Origin of the sequence: Gaetbulibacter sp. NE (assembly GCF_025548475.1) — a bacterium.
GTDB classification, from domain to species: domain Bacteria; phylum Bacteroidota; class Bacteroidia; order Flavobacteriales; family Flavobacteriaceae; genus Gaetbulibacter_B; species Gaetbulibacter_B jejuensis.
Genome location: NZ_JAOQHY010000002.1, coordinates 136210 through 157881 on the forward strand (window position 1 = coordinate 136210; position 21672 = coordinate 157881).

General features: G+C 33.1%; 15 protein-coding genes. 2 read left to right on the plus strand and 13 right to left on the minus strand.

All coding sequences use genetic code 11. From position 1 onward, the window contains the following. Nucleotides 1-137: 137 nt before the first annotated feature. From OD803_RS05280 to OD803_RS05300, 5 genes are all read right to left on the minus strand, one after another. Nucleotides 138-4961: a T9SS type B sorting domain-containing protein gene (locus tag OD803_RS05280; protein ID WP_262732618.1), complete on the minus strand. Its 4824-nt coding sequence runs from the start codon at nt 4959-4961 to the stop codon at nt 138-140. A 141-nt stretch (nt 4962-5102) separates the two neighbouring features. Beyond that, a complete protein-coding gene (locus OD803_RS05285) occupies nt 5103-6887 on the minus strand; it encodes a gliding motility-associated C-terminal domain-containing protein (protein WP_262732619.1) in 1785 nt (594 codons plus the stop codon). 36 nt (nt 6888-6923) lie between these two features. Next, the gene (locus OD803_RS05290; protein WP_262732620.1) at nt 6924-10325 is read right to left on the minus strand and encodes a T9SS type B sorting domain-containing protein; all 3402 of its coding nucleotides are present in this window, start codon (nt 10323-10325) and stop codon (nt 6924-6926) included. Nucleotides 10326-10448: 123 nt separating this feature from the next. Beyond that, nucleotides 10449-11276, minus strand: coding sequence for an ABC transporter permease (locus tag OD803_RS05295; RefSeq protein WP_129760413.1), 828 nt, complete (start codon nt 11274-11276; stop codon nt 10449-10451). A gap of 29 nt (nt 11277-11305) precedes the next feature. Beyond that, on the minus strand, nt 11306-12202 hold the full coding sequence (locus OD803_RS05300) for an ABC transporter ATP-binding protein (protein WP_262732621.1): 897 nt from the start codon (nt 12200-12202) through the stop codon (nt 11306-11308). A 99-nt stretch (nt 12203-12301) separates the two neighbouring features. Between OD803_RS05300 and OD803_RS05305 the strand changes: the two genes are divergently transcribed. After that, nucleotides 12302-13363: a hypothetical protein gene (locus OD803_RS05305; RefSeq protein ID WP_129760793.1), complete on the plus strand. Its 1062-nt coding sequence runs from the start codon at nt 12302-12304 to the stop codon at nt 13361-13363. Nucleotides 13364-13601: 238 nt separating this feature from the next. Here the strand turns inward: OD803_RS05305 and OD803_RS05310 are convergent, their stop codons facing one another. The 7 genes from OD803_RS05310 to OD803_RS05340 form a co-directional block, all read right to left on the minus strand. Then, on the minus strand, nt 13602-14567 hold the full coding sequence (locus OD803_RS05310; RefSeq protein WP_262732622.1) for a hypothetical protein: 966 nt from the start codon (nt 14565-14567) through the stop codon (nt 13602-13604). 78 nt (nt 14568-14645) lie between these two features. Beyond that, nucleotides 14646-15161, minus strand: coding sequence for an IS1096 element passenger TnpR family protein (locus OD803_RS05315; protein ID WP_131507752.1), 516 nt, complete (start codon nt 15159-15161; stop codon nt 14646-14648). A 31-nt stretch (nt 15162-15192) separates the two neighbouring features. Continuing rightward, nucleotides 15193-16218 carry a COX15/CtaA family protein gene (locus OD803_RS05320; protein WP_262732623.1) on the minus strand — a complete coding sequence of 342 codons (1026 nt, stop codon included), beginning with the start codon at nt 16216-16218 and terminating at the stop codon, nt 15193-15195. Beyond that, nucleotides 16215-17633: a CCA tRNA nucleotidyltransferase gene (locus OD803_RS05325; protein WP_262732624.1), complete on the minus strand. Its 1419-nt coding sequence runs from the start codon at nt 17631-17633 to the stop codon at nt 16215-16217. The genes OD803_RS05320 and OD803_RS05325 overlap by 4 nt, the downstream gene beginning before the upstream one ends. Before the next feature lie 43 nt (nt 17634-17676). Then, nucleotides 17677-18237 carry an L-threonylcarbamoyladenylate synthase gene (locus OD803_RS05330; protein WP_129760419.1) on the minus strand — a complete coding sequence of 187 codons (561 nt, stop codon included), beginning with the start codon at nt 18235-18237 and terminating at the stop codon, nt 17677-17679. A 1-nt stretch (nt 18238) separates the two neighbouring features. Beyond that, nucleotides 18239-19096 carry a glycosyltransferase gene (locus tag OD803_RS05335; RefSeq protein WP_129760420.1) on the minus strand — a complete coding sequence of 286 codons (858 nt, stop codon included), beginning with the start codon at nt 19094-19096 and terminating at the stop codon, nt 18239-18241. A gap of 5 nt (nt 19097-19101) precedes the next feature. Continuing rightward, the gene (locus OD803_RS05340) at nt 19102-20019 is read right to left on the minus strand and encodes a polysaccharide pyruvyl transferase family protein (RefSeq protein ID WP_129760421.1); all 918 of its coding nucleotides are present in this window, start codon (nt 20017-20019) and stop codon (nt 19102-19104) included. A gap of 103 nt (nt 20020-20122) precedes the next feature. Here OD803_RS05340 and OD803_RS05345 point away from each other — a divergent pair, with 103 nt between their 5' ends. Then, the gene (locus OD803_RS05345) at nt 20123-20896 is read left to right on the plus strand and encodes a lipopolysaccharide kinase InaA family protein (protein ID WP_134200444.1); all 774 of its coding nucleotides are present in this window, start codon (nt 20123-20125) and stop codon (nt 20894-20896) included. Here the strand turns inward: OD803_RS05345 and OD803_RS05350 are convergent. Further along, nucleotides 20893-21654, minus strand: coding sequence for a glycosyltransferase family 2 protein (locus OD803_RS05350; protein WP_269468215.1), 762 nt, complete (start codon nt 21652-21654; stop codon nt 20893-20895). The two genes, OD803_RS05345 and OD803_RS05350, sit on opposite strands and share 4 nt — an antisense overlap. Nucleotides 21655-21672 lie beyond the last annotated feature (18 nt).

Sequence of the window (21672 nt, forward strand, 5' to 3'; positions counted from 1 at the left end):
ATTCTACGTTTTACTAGTTGTCCTAAAGAAAAAAAGACCACTAAAATAGATAATGATGTTATCGGAAAAGTAGAGCAAGTAAAAGCAAAGTTCGTTTCATTTTATTTCAAATTTGTTAGAAATCAAAGATATGTAAATTAGATTTTCAACGTAAAATGTCCTTTAACTTCAAACTCTCCATCATCACTTATTATTTTAGCAACAAACCAGTAGTCGCTTGTAGGCATTCGGTTTCCATTATAGAACCCATTCCATCCAGCAGAGTTTGAGGTTAATTGCTTAATAAGTTTGCCATAACGGTCGTAAATATATACTATAGAACCAGGTAAGGTTTCTATACCAGAGATATGCCAAGTATCAAAATAGCCATCGTTATTTGGTGTGAAGAATTTAGGTGCATCAACCACTACAACTTCTCTAGTAGCTTCAGCACAACCATTAATATCCATTACAGTAATGGTATGGTATCCTAAAGTAACATTGTTGAAAAAGTTAGATTCTTGTGGTACACCATTATCTAAAATATACAGATAGTCACCAATTCCGCTTACATTAACAGTAATAGAATTTGGGTCAGAAAAATCTAAAGTTTCAGTAAACTCTATAATTGCAGTTTCTGATTCTATAACTTCAAACTCACTAGTTGTAGAACATCCAAAAGGCGTGATTACAGTGACCCAATAAGAACCAATTTCAGTAATTTCAATATCTGGAGTGGTTTGGTTTGTGGACCAAATGTATTCGTCTCCAGGGTTGTTTGTTTCTGCAGTTACGTATAAAGGTGAATTGTTTAAGCACAAGGTTTGATTATCAATATCAACAATAGGTCTTGCATAAACATGAGTTGTAAATTGAGTGGTTATGTAACATCCTGTTGTATTGTTTTCAACTCTCACGTAAATGATTTCTCCATCAATAGCATCATACAAGTCTGGTAAACTGTTGTCTCCTGTATTTGCATCGGCTTCACTGTTGTGATATGTTACAGTAAAGTTATTAGGACTTTGTGTTCCTAAAATTGTAGCGTTTTGTTGTGATAAATCAAAGGTTAAGAATCCGTCAAAATCATCGTCGCAATCTTCCAAATCACTTGGTTGATATGCAACAGGTAATGGGTTTACCTCTAATTGAAATGCATAGGTAGTAAAGCAACCTGTTGTGCCATTTTCAATTCTAACGTGTATTGTGTCGTTATTGGTTTGATATGTGTAGTCTGTAGCAATTACATTATTTGCAGTTAAGGCATCATTAGCATTAAGGTAATAGGTGATAACAGCATCAGTTTCAGAAGTTACTAAAGTATTCACTTCATTAAGGTTGTAGTAGCTGTCAACATTATCACAAATACTGACTGACTCAAAATCGTTTATAGTAGGAGGCAGGTTTACAATTAGCTCTAGCGGTAAACCTAAATAGCAGTTAGAAACCGTATTTGTAATTCTTACATAAACCGTTTGTGGGTTTGAAATGTTGTTATAGTTTTCAGGGTCTGCAATTGGGTTGGTTTCGTTTTCTAAATCGTTAATCGTTTCGTAGTAAGCAATAACAATATCGTCTTGTCTTACATCAAAAATATCAACTTCAGCATCGGTTAAATCAAAAGTTACGATACCATCATAATCCACATCACAGGACACTAATGGTTCTGAAGGACTAGCTTCAGGAGCAGGAATAACATTTACCTCAAAAGCGGTTAATGAATTACAAATTGTACCATTATCAATTCTCACATAAATAGTTTGCGGATTTGAAGTATTGGCATAGTTTAAAGCGATAGGGTTTGTACCATTTTCAGAATCTACCAAAGAGGTGTAAAATGTAATGTCTAAATTCTCAGGAATGCCTTGAGAGATTTCAGTTATTTTTTCGTTTAAATCGAATACTTCGCTGCCATCATTTGAAATATCGTCACAAACAAACCAATCGGTTGGTGCATTGAACTCCGGATTGCTTCCCATTTCAATAGTAAATGATGCAGTGCCATAGCAATCTTGATCTGTTGTGTTTTCAACCCTCACAAAAATGGTTTGTGGGTTGCTTAAGTTTTGATAAGCTACAGTTTTATCAATAGCGTTTGTGCGGTTGTCTGCATCGTTTTGAGATTCAAAATAAAGCACTTCTTTACCTGCTTGTCCATTGAGAATTTCTGCATCTTTTGTGTTGAATGTAAAGTCGCCAAAACCGTCGCTGTTTTGCTCACAAATACTATAATTACTTATGTTTATAAAAGTAGGAAGTGTGTTTACAATAACTTCAAAAGACTCAATAGTATGGCATCCTGTTGTAGCATTTTCAACCCTTGCAAAAATAGTTTGAGTGTTACTTGGGTATGCTTGAGGATTGGTTACAGCGTTAGCACTAGCTTCAGCATCAGATAAGTTGGTGTGGAACGAAAATGTTCTGTTTGCTGTATCTGAAACCAATTCAGAAATTTTAGAATTTAAATCTATGATGTAAATACCATCTTGATTGTCGTCACAAATTATAACATCGGTTGGTGTTGATGTAACAGGAGCAGGAATAATATTTAACTCAAACGAGTTAACATCAGCACAACCTGTTTGGTCATATCTAATCCTAGTATATAGTATTTGCGGATTAGAAATGTTGTTATACATAGTAGGTAATGCATTGGTATTGCTATTGGCATCACTTTCAGTTTCATAGTACATAACCGTAAATCCAGATTGTCCTTCAGTAACCATACTGTCAAAAATTGAAAGATCAACAAGCGTAAAACCATCTTGGTCGTCATCACAATAATTAACACTTCCAATAGAGTTGAATTCGATAATTGGATTTAAGTTGAGTTCTATTTCTTCATATTCAGTGCAAGTATCGCTATGTAATGCGATATATAATGTATGCGGAATTTCATCAGGTACATATGCAACAGTAACATCTATTTCATTTATTTGATTGTCTCTATCGCTTTCAGTTTCATAAAAAGATACTGTTACGTTTGGGATGTCGTTGATAATTGAAATAGCTATATTTTCTAAGTCGAAAGCTTCTTCACCATCATTATCTTGGTCGCACAACGAAAAATTTCTAATTGTAGTTCCTGTTAGTAAAAGGTTTGCATGAATTTCAAAAGGTGCAACCGAAATACATCCTGAAACATCATCTACAACACTTATATATAAAGTTTGTTCTTCAAACGTAGTGTTGTCGTAACTAGTAGGGTTTGCTATTGGATTACTTAATGTTAATGCATCTTCGTAAGTTTCATGGAATGAAGTTGAAACACCAGTAATTCCATTTAAAACCTCGTCGGTTATTGTGTTAAGGTTAAAAGTAGCAAAACCATCATGTTCTGGGTCGCAGGCATCAATGTAAAGGTCTTCAGTATTGATAACAGGATTATTCAACACATTAAAAGTTAATGTTGTAGTTGATGCACAACCCGTTTGCGAATTAGTAACTCTCACAAATAACTGTTCTGTTTGACTGGTGTTGCTATATGGTAAAGCAATTGGATTTGCTCCTGAGTCAGCATCGGCTTGTGTAAAGTGATAGGTAACATCAAGAATAGTTTGTCCGGAAGTAATTTCATTATCCTTTTCACTTAAATCAATTAAAGTTAAACCATCAGCAGTATCATCATCACAAACATCTAAATCTGTAGGAGTTGTAATATTAGGTAGTTCGTTAACTACTAAGCTGAACGTACTAAAAGCTAAACAACCGTTATTGACATCTTCAATTCTTACAAAAATAGTTTGTGGGTTAGAGGTGTTTTGTATTGGTGTTGTAATAGCATTTGTATTATTTATGGCATCATCATTTGTTAAATGATACGAGTAATTGTAGGTTGAGTTTGGTACAGATGCTAAAACTTCAGCGTCTTTAGTTGATAAATCAAAAGTTTCAATACCGTCACCACTCAAATCATCACAAATTTCAAAATCTGAAATTGGATCGGCAGATTGCGTAGAGCTTAAACTAATGTCAACACTATCTTCCATAATACAAGTTGTGTTTGAAATAGGAATTTCAATTTGAACTGTATAGGTTCCAGATTGCGTTACATGAAGTTCAGGTTGAGTTTCACCATTAATTAAGGTGTTGTTTAAATACCAACTGTAAGTAGCCTGAGCATTTTGGATATCTCCATTAAGGGTTAAAGATTCAGCACAAGTTGAAATGTCTTCGCCTAAATCTACAACAGCATCAAAACTGTTTCCTTCAATAAAAACAGCCGAATCATAGTTTTCATCAGTTTGGTCGGCAATAATCATTTTTATATGATATTGTACATAAGGCGTAATAGTTGCAGTAGCAGTCATTACAGTAGTTCGACCATTGAAGTTTGTATCTCCAATACTATAGCCTTCAAAATACTCGTCATTTTCAGCAGCACAAAACCCAGCAATTTCATCATGGATAGTGTTTGTGTTAACAGGAGTAGATGTTCCGGGAATTACTGCAATATTTGTGTAAGGATCATTGGTTCCTGCTTCTCTAATAAGAAATGCAAACCCATCAGAATATTCACATGGGAAATTACCAAAATATTCTTCGGATGCTAAAATATAATTGAATTGCACTTGGTTTGAAATTGAAATAAAATCAAATTCAATAGAAGTTGCGTTTAATGTCCCAGTAATTCCTAAAGCGGTTTCAAGATCGGTATCGGTAAGCCAATTGTCTTCACCTTCATTAAGTATGTCGTTGTTTTGTGTGTTTCCTGCAGAAGCAGCATTACCTGTTGAAAGAATAATTCCATTTTCAAAAGGAAAGTTTGAAGACGCACTTTCAAAATAACCAAAACTTCCAAATCCATTCACGCTACCATTAACTTGCGAATTGATATTAGTAATCTCTACACAACCTTCAGTAAGGGTGTTTTCAATAAGTTGTTGTTCAGTTAGTGTATTATCAACAGTAATTTGTTGAGAGAATACTTGGTTACATAAAAAACATGCAAATACAAGGAGGGAAATTTTGATGGTTTTCATTATCAATAGGTTAAGTTTTACTCACAGCGACACATGGTTTTGGGACATGTTGAATAGTGATTCTTTTATTTTGCTGTGAAAACTAAATCAATCAAGGATGAAATGCAAAAAAATACGACGAAATACACAAAATATTAACATTTAGTAGTTCAAATAGACACAACCTGCCATAGATTTGTAGTTTGGGTCGTTTAAATGAAGCACATAGTAATATGTGCCGACAGGTAATAATTTACCTAAATTATTAATTCCTCTGTTTGCTTTTCCATCCCAAGGTTTGGAATTATCTCCTTCAAATATTAAAGTGCCGTAACGATTGTAGATGAGTAGTTTATGATTTTCAAAAATATCATACAGACCTTGTATATTAAACCAATCGTTAGGGCCATCATTATTTGGCGAAAACCCATCAGGAATGTATGGTGGGCAATTTTCTACCAACACATCAAAACTGTAACTATCATAACAAGGGTCACTTTCAACTCTTGCATAAATAGTTTCAGGATTTGTAGTATTGTTGTAAGCTGTTGGGTCAAAAATTTCGTTCTCTTGGTTTTGTAAATCTGAAAGACTAGTGTAAAACGCTATATTGTCATTAATGTTTGTTGATTGCTGAAAAATTTCATTGAGATTAAATATTGCTGAGTTAAACCCTTCGTCGCAGAGCAAGGTTTCAGGTAAAGTTTCAATAGGAGGAGCAACAAGTAAATTGATGGTTTGCTCAAACATATTATTGTCTTCATTGATTTCAATTATAATGCCTGAGTTATCACCAATATCATCTACTGAAAGCGTTAAAATAAAATCATCTCCAACAGTTTCAGGAATGGTTAAAATCATGAAGTTGGTTTCCGATTCGTTAATTCCAATAGTATTTAATGTCGCACTTTGTCCTACGATTATTTCGTTAGCATAAAATGTAATAGGAGTGTTGTTAGGAAGTACGTCTGTACTGTTGAAATTATTGACAGTGTATTCAATTTCAATGTTTCTATTGCCGCATTCCGAAATATAATTGTCAAGTACTATTGTTGCATCAGGTAGCTGACTATTTAAAACTGTAATGATGTTGTTTATCATTACAAAATCCTGACCAGACGTAAGTTGAATAGTTGCCGAAGTATCACCAATAGATATGTTATTTTGAATATTGTAAACATCAATATCCATATTGTATAAGTCTGACGCTCCAGTAAAACTGTTCGTACCATTAAAAGCATTATTGATAGGATTGAGTGGCGGATTTCCTATAATATTTCCATTAATAGTTAGTTGTTCATTAACAGCTAATGAGCGGTCACCTTCCCAAGCAATGAAACCAATTTTGGCATTTTCATTATCCAATACATTTAGGTTGTCTAAAGTAATAGTTAATATATCAGGTACGCTTTGTAAGCCATCATACACATTCAATTGGTTTAAAGGTAGATTATCGTCTTCATAAATAATAGTAATTGCCCAACCTGCGAAGTTAGTTCCTGTAGGACAATATGGTGAAATTATAGATTGTATGTCTAAATCAGACAAGGTATAATCTCCAGAACCAATACTTTGTACTAAAGTGGTTACATCAGCAAATGCAGCAAAAAACAGTCTGTTGGCATCTAAGGCATCACTAAAAGTGCGTTCAGCAGTAACAGGATTATTATTTAGTGATACGTTAAAATCACCAGTATCTGAACCTGCCCAATATAAGTAAGCAGCAACAATAGTTTGATTTGCGTTTAAAGATAAAGTAGCTGAAGATTCTGTTGAGATTACACAATCAGCTCCTGTTCCATTTTCAGACAAGTTTAATGTGTTTCCTATTGCAGTGTAATCGTACCTACCATTGAACTGTTGGTACAGCTCAACATCTTGACCCAAAACAGTAGTAGGATTATAAAAAAGAAAGAAAAGTAATATGAGTTGGGTTACCCTTATCATCATGACTTTTTTGAACATTAACTGGCTCAATCGGATTTAGCGTTTTAAAGTGAAATGACTTTTAAACACTCTTCCATCCTCTAAGGTAACATGAAACCAATAATCGCTTGAAGGCAAAGGAAACCCATTATATGTTCCGTCCCAACCAGGACTAACAGGGTCTAGTTCTTTTAACAATTTACCATAACGATCAAAAATATAAATAACACTTTGAGGCTGAAATTCTTCTGAAAGACCATAAACTTGCCAATAATCGTGGTAACCATCATTATTTGGTGTGAAAAACTTTGGAAACCCTATTACCGAAATAAGCTCATCTACAATACCACATTCGTTTTTATCTCTTACATATATGGTGTGTAAACCTGCAGCTACATTATCAAATACATTGCTGTCTTGGTAAGGACCTTCAGGATTATCTATTGCATATTCATAATCGCCTTCACCAGATACAAAAACAGTAACCATGTTGTTTTGTGTGGCATCAATAACTTCTATATTGTCAAAAGTAGCAATGTTTGATGGAAGTACAGTAATGGTTCTATCTTTATAACATCCATCAGTATTTATAACACGCACAGTATAAGTTCCAGGTTCGTTAACTTCAATTGTAGTGGTGGTTTCACCTGTTGACCACTCGTAGTAATAATTATTAGGTAAATCATCAATAAGACCACCTGTTAGTGTTATGGTTTCAGGGTAAAAATTAAGACAATATATAGTTTCTGCTTCGGTTTCAATATTTGGAAGTTCAAAAACCACCAATTCTACTTCACTTATTCCATAGCAAGCATTTGAATTTTCAACTCTAGCATAAATTGTTTGAGAATAAGCTATAGTATTAGTAAATGTATTTGATAGCACATTTGTTTCTAGCAACGCATCTTCATAGGTTTCGTAATAGCTAAGTTCCAAGTCATCAGGTAAACCACTTAAGACAGCATCATTGGCATCGTTTAATGTAAAAGCATAAAAACCATCTTCAGTTCCATCATCATCACATGCCTCTATTGTAGTGTTGTTTGCTGAAGTTGTGCTGACTTCTAATGTAACTTCAGCTATGTTATAGCATCCAGTAATATCATCGGTTACTTTGGCATATATCAATTGAGGGTTGAAAAAGTTTTCAAACGCATTACCATCAATTTCATTTGTATTGCCTTCGGCATCATTCATTGAAAGATAGTAGTTTATAGTTCGGTTTGCTGCTCCAGCAGTAATATCATCAAAAATCTGATTAATATTAAAGATTGTAAATCCTTCAGGAATACCATCTTCATCACATTGGATTATGGTTGAATTAACAGCTTCAGGAGCATCGTTTACCATAAAAGTAAAACTTCCAGTACTGTAACAATCAGGATTGATGTTATTTTCAATTCTAACAAAAATAGTTTCACTGTAAGGTGTTGTATTGGTATAGTCTGTATTTAAAGCGTCTGAATTATCGTCAGCATCTAATTGCGAGGAATGAAATGTTATGGTGTATAAAGCTGGATCTTGACTACCATAAATGTCAGTGTACAATGTTGATAAATCGAAAGTTGTTATACCATCCATTACATTTCCTCCAAAATCTTCATCACAAACTGTAATATCTTCTAAAGTTTCTATTTGTGGTGTAATAAATACTTCTATAAAAAACGAAGAGGTTGCATAACAATTAGGATTAGATGCATTATCAACACGAACAAAAATTTCTTGCGGATTAGAAGTGTTGTTGTACACACCTATAATTTCATTTTCATTATTATCAGCATCTTCTTGAGAAGCATAATAGTGTACATTATATTCAGTAGCATCTTGCGTGTCTAATGCTTGTGCATCTTGTTGTGTGAAGTCAAAAGTTGAAGTTTCAGTAATGTCACACATCACCATATCGTCTGGTTGGCTTGCAAATGGAATGTCGTGGTAACTTACAATAGCTTCACCTTCAATAGGACATTCACCATTGTTAGGTTCAATAAATACCTCATAAAAACCTGGTGTATCTACAAAAAGCTCAAAAGTGGTCTCGGTAAGCGGTACACCATCTTTAGACCAATTATAGGTTGCTCCAGCAACATCTTCGGCAATAAGCGTGTAACTATCACCATCGCAGAGTAAAAGTTCTGTAGTGCTTATTCCATTTTGGATAATATCTATTTGACTATTAAAAAGCGATTGGATAAAAGGAGGTAAGCCTATGCGGCTTAAGTTTTGAAAGCTACCATTAATATCTAGTAAAACACCTGTTTCGTTATAACCAGCTGCGTTTCCATCAGCTTCAGGGTTTTGAATCACTCCAATATGTCTTCCGGTTCCATTTATATTAGCAAAACTGACTTGAGCCCTGTAAATTCTTTTATCTAAACCAAGTTGTAATGCGCCAGCACTAAAAGAATTTGACGAATGAATAACTGTCATTGAACCAGGAATATCTGTGCTTTCAAGATCCCATTGCAATACATGGCTAGAGCCATTACCAGCAATACCATCGCTAATGGTTGCATACACTTTTCTGTTTTCAGCAGAAAACTCAACACCATAAGGACTATCATTATTTTCTTGACCAAAAAGCGTTAGTGGATTAGAAACTACACCAGTGTCATTATCAAAATCGAATAAGTAAACACCACCACCTGTTTCGCCTTGAAGTACAGTAGCAAATCCATGATGTGCCACTGCTAGTTTTGTACCATCAGGAGACGCTTTTAAGTAACCTAAAGCATTTCTTCTATAACCTTCGGCAGGAACTACAGGCCCTACAGTGGATACTACTGGAGTAGTGTCAACACCATTTTGGTCTACTTTAAAAGCATAAAATTTATCTACAAAATGAGTAATTACCCAAAATGAGAAGCAATCATCAGCTTTTACAGCGGTTATTTTTTCAGAACATTTAAATTCAGATTCGGTTTGGTTTGTGGTGTCATAGGTGATTAGAGGTACGTTTTTTTCTAAAGGATCTACATCACCTAAACCTCCTTCTAAAGTCATATCAACTAAAGAATACATTAAACCATCATTTACACCATCTCCATCTTGTTGGTTAGGAAATGCTGATGAATTAAAATGATGAGGTTCATCAACAGTAAAAATATAGTACTGATTTAAATCTTGAGGTTTTGGTACTATCAATCCAGAAGACGTACTAGAGTCGTCACCTTTAAGTCCTGTTCCAAATGCTTCACTTGCGTTGGGCATTGGTAAATGGTTGGCATTCCAAATGGTTCTACCATCAGAATAAAACAGTAAATTACCATCAGTGTCCGAAATGGATGTACAACCTTCTAAAGTGTTTAATTGTCCATCAGTAACAGCTGTAACAGTACCAGTAGTTGCGTTAAATCTTAAACCTGCATTTTTTCCAAAATACCAATTAGCAGCTTCGTTTTGGGAGTACATATTTAATGTACAGTAAATACTAAAGCAGAGTAATAAGATGTTCTTTTTCATGAAATATTAGTGATAAAGCGTTTGTATATACAACAAGTTAAAAACTGAAAATCCTATTAAAACTTTAGAAATTTAAAGTTCAGTTAACAAGAAGTATATACAAATACTGAATCACTAAAGATATTACAAATCTCGCTTTTTTAATAATCTGTACGATAAAAAGACAAATAGAGCAGTCCAACCTATTACAGTAACAATTTCATACCAATGCACTGCATAGTCATAAGCGATTTCGGTCTTTTCAGGAAACTTTGTCATTACTATACGCTGTACAGGTTGGTCAATAAGTTTGTACATAGACTCTAGCGGTAAAAAGTTTTTTACTTTAAATGCTGAATCTGCTGTTCCTAAAACTTCATAAGCTCCCCAAAAAATTAACCATTCAACAATATAGAGTACAAATAAAAACCCTAAAGCAAAAGCTGAGCGTTTTACTAGCATACCAAAGAATAAACATAGACTAAAGAATCCTACTAATTTCACGAAATAGGCGAGTAAAAATTCAGTTTCTCTAAAAACTATAGAGGCTTCAGTATAGCTAGAGTAGTACATACCTATACAAAACGACGCCAAACCAATAAGTAATGTTGCTACTAGAGAAAAGAATACAATAGTGTAGAACTTTGATAAGATAAACTCTTTTTTACTGAGTCCATCAATAAGGTTTTGTTTTATGGTTTTGTTGCTGTATTCATTACCTATCATACTTACCACAACTATTGCAAAGAAAAACTTGAATTGCGATGCAAAAAATGTGGTAATGTGCCAAATGATAGGGAAGTTGAAAATACCAAGTTCACCTAATTCTAAAGTGAAAAATCCGAAAAAGTTTATTTTAATTGAAGATAATACGAGTACTGTAAATGGCAGGATGAACGATACAAAAATTAATACTTTGCTTGTTCGGTTTAGCCAAAGTTTCTGTAATTCTAAATTTATAAGTCGTAACATGGATACTGTGTTTTTTTGATTGATTTTGATTAGTTGTTGTCTGTTAATTGTAAGAACTGTTCTTCCAAACTTTCTTTACGTTTTACCAAGTGTGATAACACAATTCCTTTTTCAAACATGAGTTTGTTAAAGGACGAGGCATCCATTGGTTGGTTTAAAAACGCAGTAATTAATCCGTTATCAATCTTTAGTTTGCCAAAAGAAGTATCGCTTTCAAGTAGTTTAACCAATTCATCTTCTTTATCTGTCTTCAACTCAAAAAAGCCATGACTGTTAATCATTTCGTCAACACGACCAGAGTATAGTTTTTCACCTTTTCTAAGTACTACTACATGAGAACATACTTTTTCAACTTCATCCAAGAGGTGAGATGCTAAAAGAATTGTAGTGCCATTAGCAGCAATTTTTTTTATAATCTCTCTAATTTGATGAATTCCTTGAGGGTCAAGACCGTTAGTAGGTTCATCTAGTATTAATATTTCAGGATCGTTTAACAATGCTGATGCGATTGCTAAACGTTGTTTCATACCCAAAGAGTAGGTTCTAAATTTATGGTCTTTTCTGTCTAGTAAGCCAACAATTTCAAGCTTTTCGTCAATTTTTACATAGTCAACACCTTTAATTTTACACACCAGTTTTAGGTTTTGTTGTGCAGTCATATAAGGGTAAAAATTAGGACGCTCAATAATAGCGCCTACTTTTTTAAGTGCTTCGTGTGTAGATGTTTTACCATCAAACCAGCTAAATTGTCCTGAACTTCTATTAACTACGTTAAGAACAATACCTAGAGTGGTTGATTTTCCACTTCCGTTAGGTCCTAAAATTCCGTAAACATTACCTTTATTTATAGTAAAAGAAAGGTCTTTTACAGCAGTTAAATAGCCAAATTTCTTGGTGAGATTGTTGATTGTTAATATTTGTTCCAAAATATATTATGATTGATTAGTTAAAAATATGACGAGTATTACCGCTTATTGTTACATAGTATTTTATAAAACATTAAATTAGTAATGATTTTAAATGCTATGGACGACTTAAAGATATCGAAAAAGAAACCATCTTACCCAATAAATAGTAAGTTACATAACTATTTACAAGACTATAACAGGAATATTCGCTTACCTATTTTTTATGAAGACCTATTGCGTTTTCAAGGTTCGGTAGTGGTTTATGATAAGAATGACGAAGACACACTTTGGATTCGTGTGTACTATAACGAGTTTGAACGCGAAGAAATAGATTTGAGCTTAAAGCGTGTGTATTCTATTTTAATTTCTGATGGTAATGAAAGTATTTTTAAGTACCTAAGTGTTGATGCTATTGACTTTTGCACCTTCGGGAACTCAAAGCCTTTTAGAGTAAAAATTAGAAATATACTCAACGATAACTACACCTATTTTTATGTGAAAAAAGCTGATGCTTCTCGTGTGTATGGACTAGAGTTTGAGCATATGCTTTCACCTTATAACCTTAACTTTTTAGTTTATAAAAATACATTGATAGAAGAGCATATTGCTGGTATTCCTGGTGATGAGTTTATTAAAAACATGTTGCCAGAATGTACTGCTTCAGAAAAATCGCAAATAGCTAAAGAGTTTGTAAAGTTTAACGAACGTTGTATGATTAGATTACTTGGTGATATGAGATCATACAACTATGTAATTGTACCAACTCACGATTTTGATCATGTGGTTTTTAAAATTAGAGCTATCGATTTTGACCAACAGAGTTATGAAGGTAAGTTTAATGTGTACAGGCCCCAATTTTTTAAAGAGAATTTTAAAATGGTAGAGTTGGTGCGCGAGAAAATTCAAAAAGAATCTATTGAGCAGTATAAAATTGAAGAACGCTCAATTGTTGCACGTCGAATGATTAGTTATCATGATAGAATAGTGGAGTTGCTAGATTGTATGCAAGACGACACAATATCAATTCCTGAGCATATAAAACTGCTTCGAGAGCAAATTTATGATTATACATTAGATATTGAATTTAAGAAGAGTAAAACAATGGGAGACATTATGAAAAACGCTCTAGCCTTTGTAAAACGAAACTATCAAGGAATGAACATGAAAAACTTTTTCTAGCCTATTGTTGGTTGTGTTTTGACTAAATTCTGTCAATTCGAGTATATCGACGTTTATAGTCGATATGTATCGAGAATAAGAATTTTAGTCTTTTTTAAATAGATCTCGATACGGTTTTTCTATCAAAAACCACTCGAACTGACTTTTTGAAATTAATTTGGTTCAATCAATGGTTTTTTCTAACAAAAAAAGCATCCTCTTTGGGATGCTTTTAAATTTATGTTTTTCAATACTTATATTAGTTTACAATAGAGCTTACCAATTGTGTAAGTTCTTCAGTTGTGCCATAGTCAACAGTAACGTTAAAAGTGTCATCACCTTCAACAGTAATAGGTAAACTACCAAACTTTAAATAGCTGTTTTCATCAATAGTAATTGCAACTAAAGTTGCATTTAAACCAAGAGGAATTGAGCCAGCATAAGTTTCTAAAGCAGTTTCAGCATCATTTAAACTTGTAATCATAACTACCGAAGGAAAGTCTTCAATAAACATCCATACTGTAGTTTGAGAGTAATCAGTAACATCAGACACTGAAACTTCAAACTGAGTTGCCGTTTCACCAGCCATATCATAAAGTACATCACAGTTTGATAGACCTTGTTCTAGTCCAAGAATATTAAAATAACCATCATTAAACCAGTTTTCGTTTTGTTGGTTTAAATCCCAGTTTACAACTTCTCTACCATCTTGTGTAACGACAGATCCTACGTAGTAATCCATATTAGTTAATCCTAAACCAGTAGTGTCTGTTTGGATAGTCATTTGTGCTTGAATGTTAAACGGATTTGCATTTACAGGATTTCCGTTTTCATCTTCAAAGGTTAAGTTAAAACTTCCTCCAGTAATCAATAACTGACCGTTGCTTGAGGTTTGCGCATTGTTAAGAAACATTTTATCTAATGTAAGATACTCTGTTAATTTAGCTACAACAGGAGTAGTAATAACATTGTTGTCGTCATCAGTAAATGTGTTTGGTCCAATGTTGAATATTGTACCATCGTCTCCAGTAATTACTGTAGGAACAGATGGGTCTGTAATGTCATGAGATTGAGGTTCTTCTTTTAAAGCTTCAACTAAACTAGAGAGTGACGTGTAGGTATCAGCAGGAATGTTGTTTTGGTTGTCATCATCATTGGTACAATTAAGTGCCAATATACCAATACATACTAGTAATACTAATTTAAAAATAGGTTGCTTTTTCATAATAAAAGATTTAGAGTTATACTCTTTAGATGAAAAAGTAACCAAATGGTTGCGTAAAAAATTTAGGAAATTGGAAAATTAATTCCAGTTTTCATCAAAATCTAGACTCTCGTAGTCGTCAATATCAAGGTCGTCATCAAACTCATTAAAGTCATCAAAATCCTCAGCTTCAAAGTTTTTGTCAGGTGCTTGGTCTGGGATTTGTCCATGTACAAACATAAGGTTAGGGTAGTCAAAACCTTCAGCTTCATCAACTATTTCAGCAAGCTCTACAAAAAAGGTCCACATACTCAAAAAGTCATAGACGTAAATCAATTTGGTTTGCGCTTCGTGTACCACATCGTTAATTAATGTTGTGTTCATTAATTTTACTGGGTTTACACCATCGCTCATATCAAACAAAGAGATTTCTTCACCTTGTTCCCAAGTATCGTTACTTAGGTAAAAAGAAGCCATTTCAGAGCCATCAAAACCAAAAGATTGGGTTATAATGTTATGAAGGTCTTCTAGTGTGTCATCTTCACGAATTTCTAAATCACGAAATACGTCGTCTTCGGTATCGTTGTCAAGTATTATTCTAAATCTGTAAATCATAAATGTTCAATAATGTGCAAAGTTACAAAGTTTAGGCTTTGTTTTTAGCGTTTGTAGCTTCTAATATTAAGTAGAATTGAATTCCGAATAATATACTAGCTAATATAAGGTGTAAGGTTTGTGAACCAAATGGAAAACTAAAGTTTGCCATGGCAATTCCTGAAGCAATTTCAACCAATAAAATACCAAACACCCAATATACTTTTTTGTAATGCAATTGGTGTTTTTTAAGTAGTAACAACAAGTAGCCATTAACTAATAATACAAGTATAGAAAATGACCTATGAATATAAAAACTTGTGGTAGGGTCGTTTAACCAGTTTGAGGCATTGCCTTCTCCTAGAGCTTTTATTTGATGGTCTACAAACTCTCTTACCTGAGTTCCTAAAACTACCTGAATACAAGTTAAAGCTAACGCTACAATTAATACGTTTTTAAATTGTATGTTGAATGTAAAGGACGTGTTACTTTGTTTGGTTTTAAAGATTATGTAGAGCATTACAGCTACTATTGCTAATGCCATTACCATGTGAATAGTAATTTTTAAAGGTGCTAAGTTTGAATCGACTACGGTTTTTCCTAACCAAGCTTGAAAGCCCATTGCAAAAACAGTAAAAAACGATAGAAGCGTAATACTTTTGTTGCGTTTCCAATACTTTAAAGATGCAAATGCCATGACTAAAGTTGCTAAACCTGCAAGTGCACCAAATAATCTATTAATGTACTCAACCCATGTGTGAGTTGGATTAAATACTGCATAATCATGTTTTGTATAGGTATCCCAATTGGTTTTTATAAACTCATTGGAAGATGTAAAGCTACTTTTAGCCACTTGTAAGGTTTCATCAACAATAATAACTTGACCTTTTTTGTAATCGTGGTTAGCATGCCATTGTAGTTGAACCTTTTCAGTAGGAGGAATGTAGTATCCAAAACATTTAGGCCAATCAGGACAACCCATTCCGCTACCTGTCATACGTACAACAGCTCCTGCTATTATTACTAAATAGGTTAGGACTAAGGTTACTTTTGCTATAGTATTGAAATGTGTTTTCATTTTTGAATTGTTAAACCTAACTGTACACCTCTATTTAACATTAGTTGATAAGCTGCTTCATATTCATTAGGAATTTTACCATCAAGAATAGCTTCTTTAATGGTTTCTTTAATCATTCCTATCTCTTTAGAAGGCTTTAAGTTGAAAGTTTGCATGATTTCTTCTCCTGAAATAGGAGGTTGAAAGTTTCTTATATGGTCGCGTTCTTCAACTTCAACTATCTTTTGGCGAACAATTTTAAAATTGTTGTGATATTTTTTAAACTTTTTAGGATTTTTGGTGGTAATATCAGCTTCACAAAGCGTCATTAAATCGTCTACATAATCACCAGCATCAAATACCAAACGACGTACTGCCGAATCGGTAACTTCTTCATTTGCCAACACAATAGGTCTAGAGCTCATTAATACCATTTTTTGAACAAATTTCATTTTGTCATTTAATGGCATTTTAAGTCTTTTAAATAAATAATACACCATTTTTGAACCTTCAAACTCGTGACCATGAAAAGTCCAACCTACTTTTTTACTAAAGCGTTTGGTAGGTGCTTTTCCTATGTCGTGTAATAATGCAGCCCAACGTAACCATAGGTTGTCAGTGTATTTGCTAATATTATCAACAACCTCTAGAGTGTGGTAAAAGTTGTCTTTATGACGTTGTCCTTCAACTTCGTCAATACCTTTTAAAGCGGTTAGCTCAGGTAGGATGCGCTCTAACAATCCTGTTTTTTCTAAAAGTAAAAAGCCAATTGAAGGTGTTTTGCTTTCCAAAATTTTGTTAAGCTCAACAGTAATGCGCTCGTTAGTTATAATTTGTATTCTATGACTATTTTTAGAAATAGCTTGCAAAGACTTTTTTTCAATTTCAAAATCTAATTGAGTTGCAAAACGTATGGCACGCATCATTCTTAAAGGATCGTCACTATAAGTAATATCAGGATCTAAAGGTGTTTTTATACACTTGTTCTCTAAATCGGTTACACCATTAAAAGGATCTAGTAATTCACCAAAATGTTCTTGATTTAAATTAAGCGCTAAAGCATTAATGGTAAAATCACGACGGTTTTGGTCGTCTTGCAAAGTGCCATTTTCAACAACAGGATTTCTACTGTCTTCGTTATAGCTTTCTTTACGAGCTCCTACAAATTCAACTTCAATATCGTCATAACGCAACATAGCAGTACCATAGGTTTTAAAAACCTGTACTTTTGGGTTGTTAGGAAGGTTTTTAGCAACTTGTTTAGCAAGTTCTATTCCGCTTCCTATAGCTACAATGTCAATATCTTTTTTTGAATCTCTTTTAAGTAGAAAATCTCGTACATAACCACCAATAACGTAGCTATCTAAATTAAGTTCTTTAGCCGATTGGGAAACAATCTCGAATATTGGGTGTTGAAGTGCTTGCTTGTAATTCATACTCATAAAATCTCAAACACCAAATGCTCTTATTTGTAGAAAATTATTTTCTTATAACCTCTACAGCACCATCGTTACTTAATTTAATAATTGCAGATGGTTTTGATGCTGATTTTACATTTTGCAAATTTACAACATAGTCCACACCTTTTAAAATGTCTTCGCTTATTTCTTTAAACGATTTTGGTGTAGGTTGTCCGCTTATGTTTGCAGATGTTGAAACAATAGGTCTTCTAAGTTTTTTAACCAATGCATTGGCAAACCCTTTACGAACAACTCTTATGGCTAGTGTATTGTCTTTTGGGATTAAATTTTCAGCAACACGCAATGGTCTGTCGTAAATAATTGTAGTAGGTTTTGCAGCGTATTTTAAAATATCATAAGCTACTTCTGGTACATCTTCGATATACTGATTGAGCATCTTAAAATCGTTAACCAAACAAATCATAGCCTTACTTTCGGCACGTTGTTTAAGTTTAAAAACTTTTTCAACTGCCTCGTAATTGGTAGCATCGCAACCAATTCCCCAAACCGTATCTGTAGGATAAAGGATAATACCTCCTTGTTTTAAAACTTTTAGTGCTGAGTTAATTTCATCAGTCATGTTACTTAGATTTTAGTTTATAAACGCCAATACTCTTTTTGAAAATTTTGCTTAACACTTTGTACTTTACGATAATGCGGTTTTTTAAACTCAATTTTCTCCATTGGCTTTTATCAATGGCATTATTTAATATAGTGTTGCTCATTTCATCAGAAAGAATAAACTCTTTTGATAAGTTTTTCCAGCTTATATTCCCATAACCATTAAAGTTGTTTATTTTGTTTTTGTCGTGTATTATAGCAATCCACAAGCGCTTTTTTGTGTAGTACTTAATGCGTGTTTCATTTTTCCAATCGGTATGACTATTATGCCAAATGGTTTTAGGGTTGTTGTTTTCTTCAATTAAGCTTAAAAAAGGATTGAAAATATGCTCCTTTTTTCCGAGCATTATTTGAGGTTTTATTTGTAAGGAGTACCCTTTAATAACATCAATAACAAGATATTTTTGTGAATTAAATTGGCTTTGAATTTCACTAATAAAATCTTTGTGTATAGCATCGTCATTGTCAATTCTGGTTGAAATGATATGATTTTTGCCTTGTGACATTTTAGAAACTATAGTGTTTATTGAACTTTGAAATTTTGCCATACCATCAATATATTCCAATCGAATAAAGTCATGGTCTTTAACCAAATCATTCAGTATAGTTTTATAATCAGATTTTGTTGCTGTATCGGCAAAAATTAACCAAGTAAAGTTTTTGTTGGTTTGATTAACAACTGATGGTAGACAAAAACTTTTAAACAACCATATGCGTTGCTCCATCCAAGAGTCATTGAGCAATAACTCATTATTTTTTGTTGTGGTCCAATCAGGATTAGTAAGGTTAAATCTTGTGATTAAGAAATGCTCAAACATTGGTATTATAAGTTTAAGTAATTAAATGCTTTTTCAGCAAATGCATTATTAACTGTTCGACATTCTTCTAGAACTCCATCATAGGATTGAAGTTTGTTTAAATCGTCTTTATAGTTTGAAAAGGTTGAAATAACAGGTTGGTATTTAAAATCGTAAAACTTGGTTGAATTAGGAAACACCATAACTTTTTTATTGAACAATATTGCCCAATACATAGCATGGTAACTATCGGTTAAAACTATGTTTGATGAAGCTATAAACTCAACCATTGCTTCAAAAGTGGAGTTGTTTGCTATACTTTCAAAGTCTGAAAATTTTGAAATAACCTTTTTGTTTCTGAGTGTTTTTTGATGAAAAACAATACCAATTTCTCTGGTTTCGTCAAACGAAGTATCAAAAATAGGATGCATACAACTTACACAAGGTACCCATTCTTCAGTCCTGCCATAATCTCTAACACCAACTAAACCATAATTGCTAGGTGTAATATTGTATTTAATTTGTTTTCCGTAAAGTTTTGAGCTTTTGCTATTATGACCAACTCCCCAAAACACAATTTTTTTATCGGTTTGAGATAGTTTTTCAAGCATATTCATGTGCATGTTAAAACCTGGTCGGTTTAGCAATCCACCTCCTCCAATAATAAGAGCATTGTCACAAATAGTTTTGTGCCAATTGTCTCTAACGCTATCGTCATTATTTTTGTAATCAAACAAATCGAGAGCTTTTCCTTTTAGTTCATCAAAGTAATGATGAGGTGCACAGTAAAAGTCGCCAACATTGTTTGGGTCTAATCTATGTAGGTTAACAACATCGTTATTGTGTTGATACGGATTGGAAACTATTCGCTCAATAACTTCTTTTTTATTGCGCGCTCTCTCAAAGTGTGATAGTTTTTTCTTGAAAAAATTAAGGTAGCTCATACAATTGGCAAAGTAAATAAATTATATAAAAGTATTAAACACTTTATGATTATATGTTACTTTTATACTCTTATATAAAAATACGAAATTATTGAGCAGGTTTATGGGAATTACAATAGTATTGGCAGATAACTCAAAATTGAATAAGGAAAAAGTTCTTAAGGCAATTGATAATTTTGACCACGAAGGGAAATTAATAGGTTACGGTTCTAGAAATAAAATTAAAAAGATAACAATTGATGATGCAGAGTACAATATTAAGTCCTTTAAAAACCCTAATGTAGTTAACCAAATTGTCTATCGTTTTTTTAGAAAAAGTAAAGCTGAACGTTCTTTTTTATACGCAAAGCGTTTGCTTAAAATGGGTGTTTTAACACCAACTCCAGTGGCATTTGTAGAGTATAAATCTATTTTTACATTTGGAAGAAGCTATTACATTAGTGAGCAGTTAAAATATGATTTCACTATAAGAAAACTTATTGATGAGCCTAAATATGAAGATTACGAAAACATATTAAGACAGTTTACTCAATTTACCTATGACTTGCACGAAAAGGGAATTCATTTTTTAGATCATTCTCCAGGAAATACACTTATAAAAAAGACCAATTCTGGTTATGAGTTTTATTTAGTAGACCTAAACCGAATGGATTTTAAAACACTTAACTATCAAGAACGTTTAGCTAATTTTGCACGCTTGTCTCCAAAAGATTATATGTTAGATATAATAAGTGATGAGTATGCTAAACTAATGAATAAGCCTAATGATGAAGTTAGAGAGCGCATGTACTTTTATTCTCAAAAATTTTCTTCAGGGTTTAAAAAGAAAGAAGCTTTTAAAAAGAAATACTTTTTTTGGAGGAAGAAAAAACGCTAACGATTTTGCTTGTATAGGCTGCGTAGTTTTGAATACTTTAAAAAACGCGTATTGGCGGTTTGTACTGAAATGAAAAAACCATTAAAGCCATCTAAGAATCCAAGTTTTAAAAAGTAAGATTGAAAAAAAGCCCAAGTTGGATTAAAAAGTATTTTATATAAAGGTGCTTTTTTTCCTAATTTATAATAGGCTTCAGCCGAAATTGAGGTAAATAATTCTACTTTTTTATTGTACTCAGAGTAGGTGTTATAATTCCAATGCAGTATGTCTCCTTTTAAAAAACCTACCTTATTATTTTTATCAGTTAGGGCAATTCTATCATGCGGATTAATTCCAGACCATTTTGCTTTTCTTCGGTCAAAAACACGCAATTTTTTATCAGGATACCATGTCGTGTACTTTATCCATTGACCACAAAAACAATTTAAACGGTTGCTGTAATATCCATCATATTTCCAATTCGATTTTACATCTAAAATAGATTGTTGCAAATTATCAGATAGGGCTTCGTCACCATCAAGAGAAACAATGTAGTCATGTTTTGCTTGCGCAATAGCAAAGTTTTTTTGTTCGATATAGCCTAAAAACTTCTGTTCAATAAACCTTACGTTAAATTTTTCGCAAATAGCTTTAGTGTTGTCTGTCGAAAACGAATCTACAACTACTATTTCATCAACTACATTGCTTAACGATTGAAGGCATTCTTCAATTTTGCGTTCTTCGTTAAACGTAATTATTACACCAGATAGTTTTATCATTTAAAAAATATTGATGTT

What these genes read in the sequence shown, in the direction of transcription:
- OD803_RS05280 (WP_262732618.1), bottom strand. Translation starts at nt 4,961, where the DNA reads ATGAAAACCATCAAAATTTCCCTCCTTGTATTTGCATGTTTTTTATGT.
- OD803_RS05320 (WP_262732623.1), bottom strand. Translation starts at nt 16,218, where the DNA reads ATGAAAACACATTTCAATACTATAGCAAAAGTAACCTTAGTCCTAACC.
- OD803_RS05345 (WP_134200444.1), top strand. Translation starts at nt 20,123, where the DNA reads ATGGGAATTACAATAGTATTGGCAGATAACTCAAAATTGAATAAGGAA.
- OD803_RS05310 (WP_262732622.1), bottom strand. Translation starts at nt 14,567, where the DNA reads ATGAAAAAGCAACCTATTTTTAAATTAGTATTACTAGTATGTATTGGT.
- OD803_RS05340 (WP_129760421.1), bottom strand. Translation starts at nt 20,019, where the DNA reads ATGAGCTACCTTAATTTTTTCAAGAAAAAACTATCACACTTTGAGAGA.
- OD803_RS05315 (WP_131507752.1), bottom strand. Translation starts at nt 15,161, where the DNA reads ATGATTTACAGATTTAGAATAATACTTGACAACGATACCGAAGACGAC.
- OD803_RS05285 (WP_262732619.1), bottom strand. Translation starts at nt 6,887, where the DNA reads ATGATAAGGGTAACCCAACTCATATTACTTTTCTTTCTTTTTTATAAT.
- OD803_RS05325 (WP_262732624.1), bottom strand. Translation starts at nt 17,633, where the DNA reads ATGAATTACAAGCAAGCACTTCAACACCCAATATTCGAGATTGTTTCC.
- OD803_RS05335 (WP_129760420.1), bottom strand. Translation starts at nt 19,096, where the DNA reads ATGTTTGAGCATTTCTTAATCACAAGATTTAACCTTACTAATCCTGAT.
- OD803_RS05305 (WP_129760793.1), top strand. Translation starts at nt 12,302, where the DNA reads ATGGACGACTTAAAGATATCGAAAAAGAAACCATCTTACCCAATAAAT.
- OD803_RS05290 (WP_262732620.1), bottom strand. Translation starts at nt 10,325, where the DNA reads ATGAAAAAGAACATCTTATTACTCTGCTTTAGTATTTACTGTACATTA.
- OD803_RS05330 (WP_129760419.1), bottom strand. Translation starts at nt 18,237, where the DNA reads ATGACTGATGAAATTAACTCAGCACTAAAAGTTTTAAAACAAGGAGGT.
- OD803_RS05350 (WP_269468215.1), bottom strand. Translation starts at nt 21,654, where the DNA reads ATGATAAAACTATCTGGTGTAATAATTACGTTTAACGAAGAACGCAAA.
- OD803_RS05295 (WP_129760413.1), bottom strand. Translation starts at nt 11,276, where the DNA reads ATGTTACGACTTATAAATTTAGAATTACAGAAACTTTGGCTAAACCGA.